The sequence below is a fragment of the Prochlorococcus sp. MIT 1306 genome (genome assembly GCF_047304515.1).
Lineage (GTDB): Bacteria > Cyanobacteriota > Cyanobacteriia > PCC-6307 > Cyanobiaceae > Prochlorococcus > Prochlorococcus marinus_D.
Genome location: NZ_CP138959.1, coordinates 43,190 through 60,211 on the forward strand (window position 1 = coordinate 43,190; position 17,022 = coordinate 60,211).

At 47.0% G+C, this 17,022-nt stretch carries 13 protein-coding genes and 1 pseudogene; 4 read left to right on the forward strand and 10 right to left on the reverse strand.

Annotated elements, in window-relative coordinates; all coding sequences use genetic code 11:
- Window positions 1–18 precede the first annotated feature (18 nt).
- Window positions 19–393: a hypothetical protein gene (locus tag SIB74_RS00210; RefSeq protein WP_063395273.1), complete on the forward strand. Its 375-nt coding sequence runs from the start codon at window positions 19–21 to the stop codon at window positions 391–393.
- A 173-nt stretch (window positions 394–566) separates the two neighbouring features.
- Here the strand turns inward: SIB74_RS00210 and SIB74_RS00215 are convergent, their stop codons facing one another.
- The 10 genes and pseudogenes from SIB74_RS00215 to sufR form a co-directional block, all read right to left on the reverse strand.
- Window positions 567–974, reverse strand: a complete 408-nt coding sequence (locus tag SIB74_RS00215; protein ID WP_063395272.1) for a hypothetical protein — start codon at window positions 972–974, stop codon at window positions 567–569.
- Window positions 975–1,291: 317 nt separating this feature from the next.
- A complete protein-coding gene (locus tag SIB74_RS00220; protein ID WP_413681757.1) occupies window positions 1,292–3,418 on the reverse strand; it encodes a tetratricopeptide repeat protein in 2,127 nt (708 codons plus the stop codon).
- Window positions 3,419–3,511: 93 nt separating this feature from the next.
- Window positions 3,512–3,754, reverse strand: a pseudogene (locus tag SIB74_RS00225) (phospholipase D-like domain-containing protein); the annotation flags it as partial.
- Window positions 3,755–4,080: 326 nt separating this feature from the next.
- Complete coding sequence (locus tag SIB74_RS00230; RefSeq protein WP_074159111.1) at window positions 4,081–6,321, reverse strand: class I SAM-dependent methyltransferase; 2,241 nt, start codon at window positions 6,319–6,321, stop codon at window positions 4,081–4,083.
- A 288-nt stretch (window positions 6,322–6,609) separates the two neighbouring features.
- Window positions 6,610–7,062: a hypothetical protein gene (locus SIB74_RS00235; RefSeq protein ID WP_063395268.1), complete on the reverse strand. Its 453-nt coding sequence runs from the start codon at window positions 7,060–7,062 to the stop codon at window positions 6,610–6,612.
- Window positions 7,063–7,287: 225 nt separating this feature from the next.
- A complete protein-coding gene (locus SIB74_RS00240) occupies window positions 7,288–9,150 on the reverse strand; it encodes a tetratricopeptide repeat protein (RefSeq protein WP_197463257.1) in 1,863 nt (620 codons plus the stop codon).
- 51 nt (window positions 9,151–9,201) lie between these two features.
- Complete coding sequence (locus SIB74_RS00245; RefSeq protein WP_063395265.1) at window positions 9,202–10,581, reverse strand: phospholipase D-like domain-containing protein; 1,380 nt, start codon at window positions 10,579–10,581, stop codon at window positions 9,202–9,204.
- 79 nt (window positions 10,582–10,660) lie between these two features.
- Window positions 10,661–10,837, reverse strand: coding sequence for a hypothetical protein (locus SIB74_RS00250; RefSeq protein WP_197463256.1), 177 nt, complete (start codon window positions 10,835–10,837; stop codon window positions 10,661–10,663).
- A gap of 16 nt (window positions 10,838–10,853) precedes the next feature.
- On the reverse strand, window positions 10,854–11,951 hold the full coding sequence (locus SIB74_RS00255) for a DUF4912 domain-containing protein (protein WP_063395264.1): 1,098 nt from the start codon (window positions 11,949–11,951) through the stop codon (window positions 10,854–10,856).
- 508 nt (window positions 11,952–12,459) lie between these two features.
- Window positions 12,460–13,107, reverse strand: a complete 648-nt coding sequence (gene sufR, locus SIB74_RS00260) for an iron-sulfur cluster biosynthesis transcriptional regulator SufR (RefSeq protein WP_063395263.1) — start codon at window positions 13,105–13,107, stop codon at window positions 12,460–12,462.
- 377 nt (window positions 13,108–13,484) lie between these two features.
- Between sufR and sufB the strand changes: the two genes are divergently transcribed.
- From sufB to SIB74_RS00275, 3 genes are read left to right on the forward strand one after another with little or no spacing between them, the layout of a single operon-like run.
- The gene (sufB, locus tag SIB74_RS00265; protein WP_063395261.1) at window positions 13,485–14,927 is read left to right on the forward strand and encodes a Fe-S cluster assembly protein SufB; all 1,443 of its coding nucleotides are present in this window, start codon (window positions 13,485–13,487) and stop codon (window positions 14,925–14,927) included.
- A gap of 49 nt (window positions 14,928–14,976) precedes the next feature.
- Entirely contained in the window at window positions 14,977–15,765 is a 789-nt protein-coding gene (sufC, locus tag SIB74_RS00270; RefSeq protein WP_011824983.1) for a Fe-S cluster assembly ATPase SufC, read from the forward strand.
- Complete coding sequence (locus SIB74_RS00275) at window positions 15,765–17,015, forward strand: SufB/SufD family protein (protein WP_063395260.1); 1,251 nt, start codon at window positions 15,765–15,767, stop codon at window positions 17,013–17,015. The genes sufC and SIB74_RS00275 overlap by 1 nt, the downstream gene beginning before the upstream one ends.
- Window positions 17,016–17,022 lie beyond the last annotated feature (7 nt).

Consider the following 17,022-nt stretch of genomic DNA (forward strand, 5'->3'; position numbering starts at 1 on the left):
TCATTGAGAGGAGCTGAGATGCAGCTCAGTTGTTGGGGAATGGGCCGCCAAGCCTATGGGCTGGCTTTGGCTGGTGCCATGCTGTTTTTAACAACTCCGTCGATGGCGTTTAAAGGAATTCGTCAGATCCCTTATCCGCAAGCCGAACAGGTCACGCGTTCAGCTGCTGAGGCTGTGATTGTGAGGTCCGGCAGTGAAAGCTGCCTGCGCGGAAAGCTAACAAATGCCCTGCTCGATCTCACCATGAGCTGCAGCGCAACAGGTCGGTCGTCCTCATTGTGCAAATTGGCGGCTCAAGTTGCCTCTCAAGAAGGAGAGTTCAGTCTTGCTCAGATGACGACGACAGCAGAGACATTGTTGGATTTACTCGACACTGATTCTATCGAACCTTGATTGTTGAGCTTAGGTATGACTTCAGGTTCATGACTGGGAGCCATCTCCTGGATGTTCAGGATTTGGGGTTGCTCTTAAACAGCCTGAAACAGGCCAGCAGATTCGCATTTCATTGAGGTAGTAGGTGATCATGATGATCTTCACATCAATTGCTTGATGCATGCATTACTGGTTCAGCTTTGTTGGGGGGCTAGGCCACCTTGTTGGGAAGGCTTAGGAGTTGTTTGTTTTGCTGGATTGATGCAAATGATGGAGAGTCGTTTAGCGGGCTGATCGATGGCATCCCTGCGCTGGAAGCTGTTTTTAGGGACCTTGTTGGCCACCTGAAGCAAATCCCAGACGACATCCTTGCAAGAGGATGGCAAACGGGGGTGGTCTAGTAAAGGATCGATCAATTCTCGGGTGCTGCTGCAGGCTTCCGCATCATTGTCTCGAGAGCAGGCATAGGCCTGAAGCTGGATGCTGCGCAGCTCCTCTCTGGTTGGGAACGGAATGTATTCCACCTCGCTGCGTGCAGCAGGTGCAGAAATGACAAACAGGCCGAGTATGGCCAAGGCCGGATGGATTTTGAGCGGGCTCATGGTGGCATTCTGCCCTGGATGAGCTGATTGTGGCTCAGGCTTTGCGATCGGTGAACTGATCTTGCAACGTGACCAGCCAGGAAGTTTTCTTGAATTTGGGACAGGCGGCCAAAATCTTTCTTTCTAATAGGAAGTCTTTGATGGGTAATTGTGAGACAGATTAATTTTTTAAATACTTGACTAGAAGAATTGAATCATCGTCTGCCTAGGCTACTGATTAGAGTTAGGCGAGAGAAGATTTAGGCAAGCAAAAAATTGCTAAAAATCAGACTGAACAAAGGACAATCTGCAATTCTCTTCTGTTACAAAATATCTGACTAGATCTCATCATCAAACAATCCACTTTCAATCAGAATTCTTCTTGCAGGCTCCAGCATCTCTGCGTAATTTTTCCAGGCCCCAACTGATTTATTGTTAATTGGCTGGCGAGCTTGAATAACACTAGCAGTGTGAATAGTCCGAGTGCTCTTGTTTGGTTCAAGATAGCATTCATCCCATTCCCATCCTAACCATAAAAGCAATCTCTGGATTTCATCCCGCGGATGATTGGCTAAATCCTTATAGTTGAGGGTATATATGCTAGCAGGGAATAGACGCTTGTAATGTAGCATTGCTTGCTCTTGGCTAATCAATACTTCTGCCGAATCTTCAAGCGAGCATGTATAGTTATTCCCTTGAAGATTGGATCTATACAGCGAGAGAATATTGTCAAGTGGGTTTCGCCGGCAGTGAATGATCTTTGCTGCTGGCATGTTACATGCAACAATTCCCGCATGCATGTAATTATAAAGATTCTTGTCGAGGGTTATGCTGTCTGCTGTTAAGGAAATATTCAGTATATTCAAGTATAGACCTTCTAGTGTTTTAGGGGTCAAATTCTGATTGTGAGATCTTAATTCATTCGCCGCCTGGGGCAATGCGCCTGTCTCTCCAAGGCCTAACGCTAATGGATTAATGCTAAGAATTGACTCTGTTAATGTTGAGCCACAACGAGGAATCCCTACAATAAATATTCTTCCTTCACCAGAGCTTGAGCTAGCAAAGGATTGCTCATTGACTTCCCCAAGCAGTTCCTTTGTCAAGGAAATCAGCTCACTCTTGGCTGATGGGAATAATTTTATCTTGACATTATTAGCTTCTACAAGATATTTTGCACTATTTCCATAATCCTTGAGCCTGTGATGGCAATTAGAGCTTGCGAGTCCAAACCAAATGATATCGTTTGAGGACCGATTCATCATGGGCACACGCTTTATTAAGCTCAAAATGGAGATTGCCTCATCAGTGGATTCAAGATTTTTTGACATTTCATAAGATGACCATAGATTAGATGGATTAAGTTCCAAAGATTTATTGAATAGATCCTTGCCTTTTCGCAAATCTCCTTTCATCTCGTGGATCATTCCTAGCAGGGTGTAAGCATCAGTATGATTTGGGTTGAGTTCAACGGCTTTTTGTGTTGCTGTTAGAGCTTGGTCGAGTTGTCTTTGCCTTATGAGGATGCTGCCAAGATGCATATGGGCATTCGCAAGATTAGGATTTAGCTCAATTGCCTTTAGTGTTGCTGTTAGAGCTTGGTCGAGTTCTCCTTGTTTTAGGAGAATGCCACCAAGATTCATATGAGCATCTGCATAGTTGGGGTTGAGTTCAACGGCTTTTTGTGTTGCTGTTAGAGCTTGGTCGAGTTGTCCTTGCCTTATGAGGATGCTGCCAAGATTCATATGAGCATCTGCATAGTTGGGGTTGAGTTCAACGGCTTTTTGTGTTGCTGCTAGAGCTTGGTCGAGTTGTCCTTGCCTTATGAGGATGCTGCCAAGATTGATATGAGCATCTACATGGTCAGGCTTTAATTCAATTGCTTTTAGTGTTGCTGCTAGAGCTTGATCTAGTTGTCCTTGCTCTTGGAGAATGGTGCCAAGATTGATATGAGCATCTACATGGTCAGGCTTTAATTCAATTGCTTTTAGTGTTGCCGTTAGTGCTTTGTCTAGTTGACCTAACTCTCTAAAGCTTCCAGAGATATTTAAATAAGCTGCTAAAAACTCTGGCTGAGACCTGATCGCTTTGTTGAATAGTTCAATTGACTCTTTTATCTGTCCTGACTGCCGGGCATAGATAGCAAGATTATTAAGGGCTGGTGAGTAATTAGGGTCAATGGAAAGCGCATGCTTATATGACTTGATTGCTTCTTCGTAGTTATGGACTGCGTTAAGGCAGTTCCCAATGTCTTTGACTGTTTCAGGGTCTTTTTTATCAAGATGATGGGCTTTGACCAGGTAGTGCCGTGCTTGCTCCACCTGACCTAAAGCCAATAATGACTTTCCCGCATGCTTGTAAAAGAGAGGCTCTTCAGGAGCTTCTCTAAGTGCTTCCTGGCATGCATGTAGGCATTCCTGATGACGACCAGCGAAAGTGAGTTGCTTGATGGTTGCCAGATCAGCCACTCCTTCAGACTCCATACGACTTACAAGGTTACAGAGATTTCGCAGCCACTCTCAGAGCCTCTCAAGTCACCTGAGATCAATCACAGGCTTTGCTTATTCACTCTTCATACAGCTCCCACACCTCGCCTGTTGCCGTTCCAGCTTGCGCTGCATACGAGTCGTGATTCCAAGTTGAGCAACACGCCAGAGACGATTCATTTCACGGGTGAAGTGTTTGGCAAGTTGGGGTGAATGAATCAACAGCAGCACTTCATCGTTTGTGTGAGCTGCAGCAGGACTCCAATTGAATGAGTCTGTGATTATTTTTTTGTTGTCGATCACCGCAAACTTGTGGTGCTGATGCTTGAGAAGGAATGCTCAGACTGGGTTCTCAGGGATACTCAGGGCACTTGAGCCGCTTGATGAGCCAGCCCAATTCTTGAGGCTGATCTGGGTGTTGTAGAAGAGTCGATACCTGATTCCTATCGGAACTTTTTTGCTGGGAGCTGCCGCAGGAATCAACTGGAGTGTTTAGCGCATTTCCCCACTTAGATTTGTTGCGCTTATAGCAGAGGATTTTTTGTTTATGTAGCACCTGATTAGAATCCAGGTGCTTGGGTTCTTAGGGATAATCCGCTCAACAAAGCTCTAGAGTTTTATGAGCAAGTTCAAGAGGGATAATCTCAAGCAGGTTTTTGTGCCCAGAACTGGTACATCCCTTTAAAGGTTGATGGATGTTGCTTCTCAAATTCACCCCAGCTTTCAAGAGATGTCATGTCAGTATCGGTAGGATATTGTTTTTGGTAAGTCTTGCGAATTGACTCAGGCAGCAAGAAGCCACAGAAAATCAATCCTTGGCGATGTAGAAGTTTTTGAAGTGATTCTGTTGTGAATCGATGCTCTTGCACGTGAAAGCAGAGATCGCGGCATTCGGAGAGTGAGTAAAAGTCAGCTCCAAGGCTCGGCAGATTTGTAAGTTCTTTGAATTCGCCTTGTAGAACTTTTTTGCGAAACTCTCTGATGCCATCTGCTGTACTTTTCAACCCTAGCTGCTTGACTTGATGTCGAGCTTTGACAATGTCCTGCCTGGCTACTTCGCTATATAAACCAAGCTTGATGTAGCCACCAGGTTTAAGTTGTGCATTTAATTCTGAGAGCCCTTTCTCAGGCTCGGCCATGTGATGAAGCACACCACTGCATTCAATGATGTCAAAATTCTCGTTTAGCTTGGCAATATCTATAAGATCTATCATTTTAAAACTAATATTTTCCATTCCATATTCTTCTGCCTTCCTCATAGCATATGCCAAGCTTTTAGAACTGAGATCAATTGCGGTGATCAAGGCATTCTTGTACCGGCTTGCTGAGATAACCTGAGATCCTGTCCCGCAGCCAGCAATCAGACCTTTTGGGCATGAATGATCTGTAGTCAACTCTTCTGGGAATGGAAGATTATGCTTGGTTGATTCAATTCTAATGGATTCTGATATTTTTTTCTCTAGTGACTTTACGGTATGGTCTGCATAGCGATAGCGAGGGTATGGATTTTCCTCATACATGTCCTGGACCTTTAATGAAACTGCGTTGGCAATCTCCAAATTCTTTTGTATTGAGGCTTTTATGCTTTCTTCTTTTTGTGGCTCCTCCAGTTGAATCTGAATGAGTGTCTTTCTTCCCTGGTTGTTTGTTGGATAATGCTTCAACCATTCTTGGTTAAGATTTAGTTGATGTATAGGGATGTAGCAGGCAATGATGGCGAGGTATTCGCTGAACGCATCTTCGTTTTCGTTTGAGTGTTGAATGAGCCTAGTGACTAGTCCTTCTTCTTCTGGTGATTGCACATAAATATATTCATTGAGGAAGCATTGTATGGCTAAAACTTCCGTGAGTGCGCTTAGGCTTTTTGGAATTTCTTGCTGATTGGCTGCTAGTATTAAAAGTTCTTTTCTTAATCGTGTGAGGAAGTTTTCAATAGCTTGATGAGGCGGAATTAATAATGTAAGGGATTTTTTTAGCCGCCAATCCGCAGCAAGATTGCTGAGAGCATTATTGTCTGCTGAGATGATGGGATCAGATTTGGCAGCCTCTTGGATGGCTGGAAGGAATGCTTGAGTAAAAATATTGGATAGTTTTCGGTGTGAGATATTATCTAAATTAATCAGTAATTCGTATGCTTCTGTGAGATTCTGCGCATTGCTTTTACTGAGAGTTAGCTGGTCGATAAATACGTTTAGATTGCTCAGTGCTGTGGGGTTGTCTGGTTTGAACTTGAGTGATTTGAGAGTGGAATCAAGGGCTTGATCAAGGTTGCCAAGATCTTTGTATATCCAGCCCAGGTTCATTAGGGCATCGGGGTTATTAGGCTTGAGCTCGAGGGTCTTAAGGGTGGAATCAAGGGCTTGATCAAGGTTGCCAAGATCTTTATAGATGGCACCTAGGTTGATGTGGGCATCGATGAGATCTGGCTTGAACTCTATAGCTTTTATTGTCGCTTTAAGTGCATTATCTAGATCCCCTGCCTTCCATTTTAAATATCCATTCCTCTCGAGATAGCTGCTGTTTTCGGGAGAGATCTCTAGCGCTTTGTCTGATATCTTGACCGCTTTTATTGGGTCTTTCTCTTGCAATAAAGCAGAATAGTTGTGGAGAATATCTGGGTTGTTTTGATCAATATCTATTGATTTTTCGAAAAGTTGTGAGGCTCTTTCGTTATTGCCTAACGCTCTTTCAATTGTTGCTAGAAACCCTAGCGCAAAGCTATTCTCTTGTCGCGCTTCTATTGTCTTTTCCAGCAGAGACTTTGCGCTTCTAAGGTCTCCCTGTTGGTATGCAACGAGTGATTGCCTTATTGCTTCTTCTATTTTTGATGAGCTCTCTTTGCGTTTGATCTTTCGATTCTGTTTAGGCTTCCCAAAACCTGCCATTAGCCGTTGGATCTTTTCAGCATATTAAGTTGCGCTCAGGCTTTCAAAACCCCTCTTCTCATTCCATCTGCTCGCCGCTCCCACAACTCGCCTGTTGCTGTTCCAGCTTGCGCTGCATCCGAGCCGTGATTCCAAGTTGAGCACCACGCCACAGACGATTCATTTCACGGGTGAAGTGTTTGGCAAGTTGGGGTGAATGAATCAAAAGCAGCTTTTCTCTGCCGGATGTCTCGCTGCACCTACCCCTTCTAAAGGGGCTGCGAATGATTTATTGCCTACTTCAAGCTTTCAATGATGATCTGGAAGTTCAACAGCTAATAAGTCCAGAACTTCTGAATAGGAACGGCTGGCAAATCCAGCGTCGGCAATTAATCGTATCTTCACACCGCTTTGCACCTGCTCGCGTAGCTTGTCAACTAAGCCTTGTGAAGAAAAGATAAACAAGGCTATGTTTTGTTTTGATGCCTCTATTTGCTTGGCAATGAATTGCAGGCCGTTCATCTTTTGTCGTTTCGCGTGTGGACCGAAGAGCACTTCAATTCGGGTGCTACCAACCTTTGCAGTTTGAATGCCAGGAACGTTTTTAGCTAAACCAAACAGGCTGTCTTTTGCATCTCCCTGACCATCGCCCCGCATCAAAAGGAACTCCTTTTTGAATAGTTCAGCTAGGTCTCTACTGTTAAAGCTCAGCAAGTGGTTGACATTGCCGCGCGTTTGTATCGCTGCGGGATCTCCATACATGCCTGAATTGTTGAATCATCTCGCGTTTGGTATTGCCCTACACCAAATTAGGATGAGGGTACTTTTGGGCCTTTCCTGCAGGGAAATACCTAATGCGCGGTGGGAGCAAAAAAGAGTTAGTAGAGAAAATTTACTTGATTACCCAGAGGTTGTTGTGTTAGATGTCGCATTTTTTGAAGTAACATATTTGAGCATCAAAATAGCTCTTGAATGTGTTGACGGATGCTAATTAAAGTCAACCCAAAGCTTTTCATTTTTCTGGAGGTCAAATGCAATACAGATTCTTTGCGTTTTGGATTGAAAGGGCAGGGTCCTGTGAAAAAGAGAGGAGGAGAAGATGTTTAAGTCTCGGACTTCAGGTCGGATTACTCTTGTATCGAATGACGAATTTCCTTGAGGGTATTTTGGGCCTTGATGGCTGAATTCAATTGCCCCTTCTTTTGAGTTGGCTTCTCTTTCTGGCATTTGCAAATAAAAGGTTCCGGTAAGCCACCCAAGCTCATGATTATGAGACTTAAGGTTTCCGCCTTTTCCCATTACGATCGCCCATCCTCTCAAGATGTACATATTTTTTCCCCAATTAGCCTTAAAATCTTTGTCAGTGTTTATGCTGCATGATTGATTGTAGTCATCAATTTTTTTTATTAAGAGTTTTTTTAATTCTATGAAAGGCTTCTTTGGTATATCAAGTATATTCCCAGATGTTTGCGACCCGTTGACTAGAAGCCCTTGGTGCTGTGGTTGAATTATCTTGGCTGAAAGATGCATGATTATTCCCTCGAGGAGTGTATCCGAGAATTCATGCTTATTGATTCTCTGGTTCACTATAGAATCGAAGGTGCTTCCTTTAAGCCCATTGTCTAGGGTTTGATTGTATAAAATATTGGCATGGTCTATCGCTGCGATGCTTGTTTGGGTGTACCAATTTTTGGCTATTAATTCTTTTGCGCATAAATTGAATTCAACTTTCTTTTCGAGGCACAGGTAAAGTGCAAGAAGAAGGCCTTTTCCTGCTTTGCTCTGGGTTTCACTTAAGGCTTTTACGCCTTCTCTATATAGCCCTATAGAGTAATAAGTTTGGGCTAAAAGTATTGAAGCTTTCGCTTTCACCTCGTCGTTTTTTTCTGCTTCCCTTAAAAAATAAAGAGCTTGATCAAAGTTGCCGAGATCTTTGTAGATGCCGCCCAGGTTGATGTGTGCATCGGGGTTGCCGGGCTTGAGCTCTAGAGATTTGAGGGTGGAAGCAAGTGCTTGATCGAGGTTGCCGAGATCTTGGTAGATAACTCCTAGGTTGATGTAGGCAGTGTGGTTATTGGGTTTGAGCTCTAGGGATTTAAGGGTGGAGGTAAGAGCTTGCTCAGGTTTGCCGAGATCTTTGTATAGGCTGCCCAGGTTCATGAGTGCATCGGGGTTATTGGGTTTTAGCTCTAGAGATTTGAGGGTGGAGGCAAGAGCTTGATTAAGCTTGTTGAGCTCTTGGTAGATGCCGCCCAAGTTCATGTGGGCAGTGGGGTTGTCTGGTTTGAGCTCTAGAGATTTGAGGGTGGAGGCAAGAGCTTGATCAAGGTTGCCGAGATCTTGGTAGATGCCGCCCAGGTTGATGAGTGCCGTGGGGTTATCAGGCTTGAGCTCTAGAGATTTGAGGGTTGAGGTGAGAGCTTGATCAAGGGTTCCGAGTTCTTTGTAGATGCCGCCCAGGTTGATGAGTGCATCGGGGTTGTCGGGCTTGAGCTCTAGAGATTTGAGGGTTGAGGTGAGAGCTTGATCAAGGTTTCCGAGCTCTTTGTGCAAATTCCCCAGATTGCTATAGGCATCTGGGTGATCAGGTCTTATTTCTATTGCTTTTTCATATAGGGTAATTGCTTCTTCTTGTCTATCACTGTTTTTACAAATGACCCCTAAGTTTGAAAATATAGCTTCATGTAAGAATCCGATTTTGATTGCTTGCCGGTAAAGAATTTCGGCATTTTTGATATCTCCTTGCATGTGGAAATTTACTGCTTCTTTGTGAAGCGCTTCTCCTCTTGACTCGCTTTTATTTAAGCGTTGGTTTTCCTTCTTTTCTTTTTGTTCGCCAAAACCAGCCACTTGGTTTTTGCAATGATCTCTCATGACTTTATGCCATGGATCCAGCCGGTTTCACCTTCTCTCCACCCCACTCCCGCACTTGATTCGCTGCTGTTCCAGCTTGCGCTCTATCCGAGCAGTGATCCCAAGTTCAGCACCACGCCAGAGACGATTCATCTCAAGGGTGAAGTGTTTGGCAAGTTGGGGTGAATGAATCACAAGCAGCGTTTCATCGTTGGTGTGAGCTGCAGCAGGACTCCAATTGAATGAGCCTGTGATTACTTTTTTGTTGTCGATCACCGCGAACTTGTGATGCAGCTTGTCACCTCGAGCGAGACGTGGCGTACCTACACCCTGAAGAGGTGAATCAAATGGGTTATTACCTGCTTCTATTTTGCAATGGTGATCTGGAAGGGCAACAGCTAATAAGTCCAGTACTTCTGAATAGGAACGGCTGGCAAAGCCAGGGTCAGCGATTAATCGTACCTTCACACCGTTTTGCACCTGCTCCCGTAGCTTGTTAACTAAACCTTGTGCAGAAAAGATGAATAAGGCCATATCGATGTTTTGTTTTGATGTTTCTATTTGCTTGGCAATGAATTTCAGGCCGTTCATCTTTTTTCGTTTCGCGTGTGGAGCGAAGAGCACTTCAATTCGGGTGTCACCAACCTTTGCAGTTTGAATGCCAGGCGCGTTTTTAGCTAACCCAAACAGGCTGTCTTTTGAACCCCCCGGACCATCGCCCCACATCAAAAGGAACTCCTTTTTGAATAGTTCAGCTAGTTCTGTACTGTTAAAGCTCAGCAAGTGGTTGACATTGCCGCGCGTTTGTATCGCTGCGGGATCTCCATGTATGCCTGAATTGCTGAAGTTTGCACTTCCAGTAATCACTATTTGATTATCGATAACCAAGAATTTGTGATGCATAAGCCCGCTGCCTTTGCTGCCGTCTTCGCTGTCATCAATCCAAGGGATTTGATGACGCCTGAGGATTTGCATCGCATCGCCGCGATAGCGTTCTGTGGGGCTTAGCTCCCCGTCGTGATTACGATCTGCCAACATCTTTAGATTGGCCACTCGACGGCGTTCATGAAGGGACAGATCTGCTTCATGTAGATCACCCCAGGGCTGGCTAAAGCTGTTTTCGATCACCATTTGCACGGTCACGCCCCGTTGCTTGGCTGCGACGAGTGCGTCTGCTATTCCAGGCAAGCTGAGTTCTTGCACGGCCACAAGAATCTCTTGCTGCGCTTTTTCTATGGCAGTGATGATGAACTTCTCAAGGTTGTCGCCGTTGCGCCATTGATCATTAATAGGACTGCGGTATCGCGCAGCATCGCGATGGTTGAAAACCGCCTGGATCCATTCAGGTAAGGGCAGTTCCGTAGGGGCATTGTCCTTTACAGATCCAACTTCGCTGCAACTTGCACACCCTAGAAGTATGGGGAGCATCCACTTCCAGGCTTGTTTGCACACCTTTTGACCTCAACCAGCCGCTAATAGGGTTCCACCTTGATTTCGCCCCAGTTTGTTAGTGGGGCATTTCTGCGGTGCGCAGCATGGTTACGAACCAGATAGTTGACACCATCAGCGTCATGAGGACTCCTGCACCGACACCAAGACGGGCCATGCTGAGGGGTACAACGAGAGGGAGGATGATCGCCCCAGCGAGTGGAGTGATGGCGACAAACCTACGCAACGTCGTCATGATCTGGGGAGCTCATTTAAAACCATTCTGCGACTGCCTGGTCTTCTGGGTTTGTGTTATCGGTGGGTGTTCTCCGTTGGAAGTTCAAGGTGATATTGCGTTTCTGCTCACCGTCGGCCGCAGTGGCCTCAATCGCATAGACCTGTTCTCCGTCGCGGAAGGGAACTTGGATTCGGAAGGTTCCATCATTGGAGAGAGGAATGTCTTCGCCACCGATGGTTAGGCGGGCAGAAGGATCTGTTGCGCCGTAGATCATCAGCTCAGCGTCGGCAATAAGCCAGAAGGTTTTTGGGCGTGGTGGTACTCCACCCAGTCCGGACTCATTACGACCACTGGCCCAAAGGCCGATGCCTGAATCGTTCAGGCCACGTTGATCGCTATTCAAGCTGTTGTGTTCTTGGAAGACTTCCGACCCGACCCTGCTGCTGCGGAAGTGTTGTGTTGCGCTCTGATAGAGCCGCTCATGTAGCCCGCTATCAATCGTGTCGCCAATGGGATCATCCTCTAGCTGTGGTGCTTGTGTAGCGGTGGGAGCAGGACTGCTTGTGATGCCCTCAAGGCTGAAGGGAACAAACTGATCGAGGATTTGCTCGCTGGGGTGAAGTGTTGGGACCTTGGCTATAGAGGAAAAGGCCAGGGACATCCAGAGAGTACCGACGCGATAGCCGAGTTCAACTCGATAGTCCCTATCAGACATTGGAACAGGTAGGTACCATTCGTTGCTGTGGCTGTCTACAGAGACTTCCTGGAGTGTGTGGGGATGTGCTTTGTCGTCATCGATGCCGGTTACGTCGGTTAAACGTAGGCAGAGCCGGTTGGCTCCTTTCGATAGGGCTCGCTTGCGATCAGTTTCGGAGATTTCCCAGAAGACATAAGCCCATTGAGGATCTCGGGGTAGGAAAACCACTCGAGTATCGGACTTGAGTCTGGATGGGGAATTGAGTTCAGCTTCTCGCCCCTGTCGGCTGCTTTCTTCCTTTTCCTGACGAACAGTAATAGCGATGAGCAATTGTTCCTTGGTCTTTCGGCTGTAAAGGGTTACACCCAAATCGCTGGCGACTTGGCGGAGCTGACGGATGGTGAGACGTGCCATAGAAGATAAGGCTTGGGTCACGTCTAAAAACACTCCGTTTTTGTTTGGGATCACATTCTGTGGGCAATTGGTCGTTTACGGGTGGTTAGAACTCTGGTGGTCAGCATCTACTGACCGCACTGGGATCTGCAGGTGATGCCCAATTGAGCGCACCTACAAATAAAAAATTCAGGTTTGCTCTTCGCAGTGAATGGGACCTTCTGTTGATCTGTTCTCGAGCAGGGATGGATCAGAGCTCAATGCTGCGAAATGCACCTTTGCTATGCATCTCATTAGGGGGCGTTCCCGCCCCCTAATGAGATGCATAGGGTAGTTGTGAGTGCATCCAGGGCAAGGACTCCGCTGGTCTGCCTCCACGGGATTGGTAGAAGATATGACCTGAGGCACTGCCGATGGCAGTGGTCTAAACCTCGATCAGGAAGGCAAAGGTGCAGCTTGCAGGTTTTGCTGTCGCGGATTGATTGAGCCTGGCTTGGATCTGCCCAAGGGACTTCCAGGCTGAGAGGATGCACCTAATTACGTCTCCTGGTCAGTCATGACCTTGAGTTGGCTTGATTTGGAAGCCGCAGCAATTGCCGTATTCCAGACGCCAGTTCACTCGATCAATCAAGCAGTCGGGGAATGTTTGTCTCATGAGCAGTAATTCCTGCTCGCAAACCGATGGATACTCCTCTGCAATTCTTTGCAGGGAACAGTGAAAGTCTTTGATGAACCAGCCAATACCATCTGGGGCTGGCTGCCATTCCGTTGCATAGCCCTCTTGGCGACGTAATTCCACCAGCTTCTCAAGGCGATCCTGGATTGACCCTGAGCCGAGCTGATGGCGGTAGAGGTTGGCTTTTTTGAGTGCTTGTTGACTTAGTAGTGATGTAAATGTCTCGGGAGACAGGGCGGCTTTCATGGACTCCATCAAGCCGAGGGCGAAATTCTCACTGCCATCAGGGAAGTGATGGTGTCCCTGCTCTGTCAATTGCCAGAGGTTCGAGGGACGCCCTGGGCCTGTGGGAGTTGGGCTGGCCTCGACCAGACCATCGTCTTCGAGGCTGCGTAGATGGCGTCGCATTGCTTGGACTGAGATGCCCAACGATGCAGCCAGGTTTGCCGCACTACTCTCACCCTGCCGCAATAGCAGAGTGAGGGTTGCTTCGCGGGTAGGTGCCTGCGCCTCTGTGGTCATGGATAGTCAGTGCTCCTATAACCATGCCACGCAGAAACAGAAGGTGGCGGCATAGGTTGCGTTAGATCAGGTTCAACGCAGGGTTCAAGCTGCAATCCTATGGACACAATCTGGTTGAGTCTTGAACAGTGCTTCACCAAGCGGCCAGTCACCTCAAGGCCTTTTGCCTTAGGCTCTCAGAAGAAACGAAACCTATAGGTTTCGTTTCTTCTGAGAGCCTTCAACGGCTTCTTGTTTATTCATGTCGTCGTGCCTACGTTGATCGGCCCATCCTTCTTCTCGATGTCATGCCAGATGCGGTCTTCCATATTTCACAAGCAAAGGCCTTTGTCTAGAGGGTTTCAAAACCTTCACTCCCTTCTGATCGGCTATCAATTATGACCAGCCAAAGCCACGTTGGGCAGCTTGTTTCAGAGCCTTATAAGTATGGGTTCGTAACTGACATTGAAACTGAAAAGATCCCTAAGGGTCTTGATGAAGATGTGGTTCGCTTGATTTCGGAGAAGAAAAATGAGCCGCAGTTCCTGCTTGATTTTCGGATCAGGGCCTATCGACACTGGCTTAAATTGCAAACGCCTGATTGGGCAGGCCTTGGTTATCCACCGATAGATTATCAAGATATTGTTTACTACGCGGCACCTAAACAGAAGGAGAAAAAAAATAGCCTTGATGAGGTCGATCCTACTTTGTTGGAAACTTTTGATAAGCTTGGTATTCCACTTAGTGAACAAAAACGCTTGTCAAATGTGGCTGTTGATGCAGTATTTGATAGCGTTTCGATTGCAACCACCTATAAAGAAAAGCTTGCTGAGCATGGAGTGGTCTTTTGTTCGATTACTGATGCTGTGAATGAGTATCCAGAATTGGTTCGCAGATACCTAGGCACAGTTGTGCCTTCGAATGATAATTATTTTGCAGCGTTGAACTCAGCTGTTTTCAGCGATGGCTCTTTTGTTTTTATTCCTAGGGGTGTGGAATGCCCGATGGAATTATCTTCTTATTTTCGTATTAATTCTGGCGATATTGGACAATTTGAGCGGACTTTGATTGTTGCAGAAGAGGGGGCGTCTGTGAGCTATCTGGAGGGTTGTACAGCTCCGATGTTTGATACCAATACACTCCATGCTGCTGTTGTGGAGTTGGTGGCACTTGATGATGCTTCGATCAAGTATTCCACGGTACAAAACTGGTATGCCGGTGATGAGAATGGCGTTGGAGGTATTTACAACTTTGTCACCAAGCGGGGGCATTGCTGTGGCGAGCGCAGTAAAATTAGCTGGTCACAAGTAGAAACAGGTTCAGCGATTACTTGGAAGTATCCAAGTTGTATCTTGCAAGGTGCTGATTCCGTAGGTGAATTTTATTCGGTTGCTCTCACAAATCATCGTCAGCAGGCAGATACTGGCACAAAAATGATCCATCTAGGGCCTCGTACTCGCTCTACGATTGTGAGCAAGGGCATCAGCGCAGGCCATTCGGCGAACAGCTATCGCGGTCTGGTGCAGATGGGCCCAAAGGCTGTCAATGCCAAGAATTACAGCCAGTGTGATTCCATGCTGATTGGTGACCAGGCTGGAGCCAACACCTATCCTTATATACGCAGTCAACAGCCTGATGCCAGTATTGAGCACGAGGCCAGTACCTGCAGAATCTCAGAAGATCAGCTTTTTTATCTTCAGAGCCGGGGCATAGATTTTGAAGCTGCAATTTCGATGATTGTTAGTGGATTTTGTCGAGATGTTTTTAGTCAGTTGCCAATGGAGTTTGCTGCTGAGGCTGATAAGCTATTGGCTCTTAAATTGGAGGGTTCGGTTGGATAATGAATTTCTTCGTTGGCTTAACCCCTCCTAATTCTTTTCGTTTCTCATAGTGATTTCTCTCGACGCTCCAGTACTGATAGAGATACGCGACTTGTGTGCCTGCGTTGATGATCAGCCTATTCTTAATGGAGTAAATCTCACCATCCGTGCAGGCGAGATTCATGCCTTGATGGGTCGTAATGGTAGCGGTAAAAGCACTTTGTCTAAGGTCTTGGCAGGGCACCCTGCTTACAAAGTCACCGAGGGCAGTGTTCTTTATCGCGGTGAGGATTTACTCCCTCTTGAGCCAGATGAGCGCTCTCGAATTGGGCTCTTTCTCGGCTTTCAGTACCCGGTTGAGATTCCTGGTGTGAGTAATCTTGAGTTCCTGCGGGTATCCACGAATGCCCGTCGCCTAGAACAAGGCATGGAGGAATTGGACACCTTTGCGTTCGAAGACTTTGTGCGTGAGCGTCTCGGTTTGGTGCAGATGGACCCAGCTTTTCTGGATCGTTCGGTGAATGAGGGCTTCAGTGGTGGAGAGAAGAAGCGCAATGAGATTTTGCAAATGGCTTTATTAGAACCTCTTGTAGCGATTCTCGATGAAACCGATTCCGGTTTGGATATCGATGCTTTGCGGATCGTTTCTGGGGGTGTCAATCAACTCGCAAATGTTGATAATGCCACCCTGTTGATTACTCATTACCAGCGTCTACTTGATCTCATTCAACCCGACTACGTGCATGTGATGGCGGCGGGGAGGATTGTGCGCTCCGGTGACAAGGCGCTGGCACTTGAATTGGAGCAACGAGGTTATGAATGGGTTGATCGTGAATTGGATGCATTGGAGATGACCTGATGGTGGAAGCCCCCATCAAGAACTCCTCAGCTCTCGATGACTGGTGTGAGCGTCTCTTGCACAGTCTTGACGCCCCATCAGGTCCGATGGCTGCCTGCCAGGCTCAGTCGCGCAATCACCTTGAAACCCTCTCTGCTCCTCATCGTCGACAAGAGGCATGGCGTTTTTGTGATCTTGCACCCATCGCTGAGCTTGAGCCTCGACAGATTTGCTCTCTAGGTGAGCCATCGGCTCCTGGTGTTTCTGATCAGGTGACACGTCTGGTCTTAGGGACTGGGCAGGATCCTTTTGCAGGAGTGACTCTCCCGAAGGGCCTGTCGCCGCTTAGCGATGCGGAACTCAAGCATTCTCTTGGGCACACTTTGAACCTGGCGACATCCAAAGGCCAATGGCCTGTGGCGTTTAATCAGGCCATCGCGTCACAAGTCATTGGCTTGCGGGTTCACGGGATAGTGGATAGCCCTCTTGAATTGGTGTGTGATGCCGGCGCCGATCGGGGTGTTTTTGCCGTGCGTGTGCTCTTGGTTCTTGAGGAAAAGGCCAAGCTTGAGTTGCTACAAGTTCAGCTGAGTTCAGGTGCCAATCTCACCAGCGTTTTGGTGGAAGCTCACTTGCAAAGTGAGGCCAAGTTGCGTCATGGCCTTCTAGCTTTCGGCCATCCTCAAGCTGCATTATTGGCTCATCTTGCTGTTGAGCAGGAACCAAGCAGTGATGTTTCTCTGGTTAGTGTCTGTCAAGGTTGGGGTGTGATTCGTCATGAGCCCCAATTGATTCAGTTGAATGGTGGTGCCAAGAGTCAATTGCGGGCCCTTCAACTGGTGCAGGCCAATCAGCTTGCTGATACTCATTCCTGCGTGCGTTTTAATGGCCCGGAAGGAACCTTGGATCAACTTCACAAGGTAGTAGCAGCCGGTCATGGCCGCAGTGTTTTTAATGGGGTAGTGCAGGTGCCTCGTGAGGCGCAGCGTACCGATGCCGCTCAGCTAAGTCGTAGCTTGTTGCTCTCAGATCGGGCCCGAATTGACACCAAACCTGAGTTGGAAATTGTTGCTGACGATGTGAAATGCGCCCATGGGGCCACAGTGAGCCGGCTTCAGCCAGAGGCCCTTTTTTATCTTCAAAGTCGCGGAATTTCACCTGGTCAAGCCGCACAGCTTTTACTGCGCGCGTTTTGTGATGAGGTGATTTGCATGCTCCCATCTACTGCACAGGCCTGGCGGCCGTTGGCTCGATTGTTGGATGGGGTTTGAGCCGATC

Coding starts and splice junctions, on each gene's coding strand:
- sufR (WP_063395263.1), bottom strand. CDS start 13,107: ATGACCACAGAGGCGCAGGCACCTACCCGCGAAGCAACCCTCACTCTG.
- SIB74_RS00230 (WP_074159111.1), bottom strand. CDS start 6,321: ATGGCAGGTTTTGGGAAGCCTAAACAGAATCGAAAGATCAAACGCAAA.
- SIB74_RS00210 (WP_063395273.1), top strand. CDS start 19: ATGCAGCTCAGTTGTTGGGGAATGGGCCGCCAAGCCTATGGGCTGGCT.
- SIB74_RS00215 (WP_063395272.1), bottom strand. CDS start 974: ATGAGCCCGCTCAAAATCCATCCGGCCTTGGCCATACTCGGCCTGTTT.
- SIB74_RS00250 (WP_197463256.1), bottom strand. CDS start 10,837: ATGACGACGTTGCGTAGGTTTGTCGCCATCACTCCACTCGCTGGGGCG.
- SIB74_RS00275 (WP_063395260.1), top strand. CDS start 15,765: ATGGTGGAAGCCCCCATCAAGAACTCCTCAGCTCTCGATGACTGGTGT.
- sufB (WP_063395261.1), top strand. CDS start 13,485: ATGACCAGCCAAAGCCACGTTGGGCAGCTTGTTTCAGAGCCTTATAAG.
- SIB74_RS00235 (WP_063395268.1), bottom strand. CDS start 7,062: ATGTATGGAGATCCCGCAGCGATACAAACGCGCGGCAATGTCAACCAC.
- SIB74_RS00245 (WP_063395265.1), bottom strand. CDS start 10,581: ATGCTCCCCATACTTCTAGGGTGTGCAAGTTGCAGCGAAGTTGGATCT.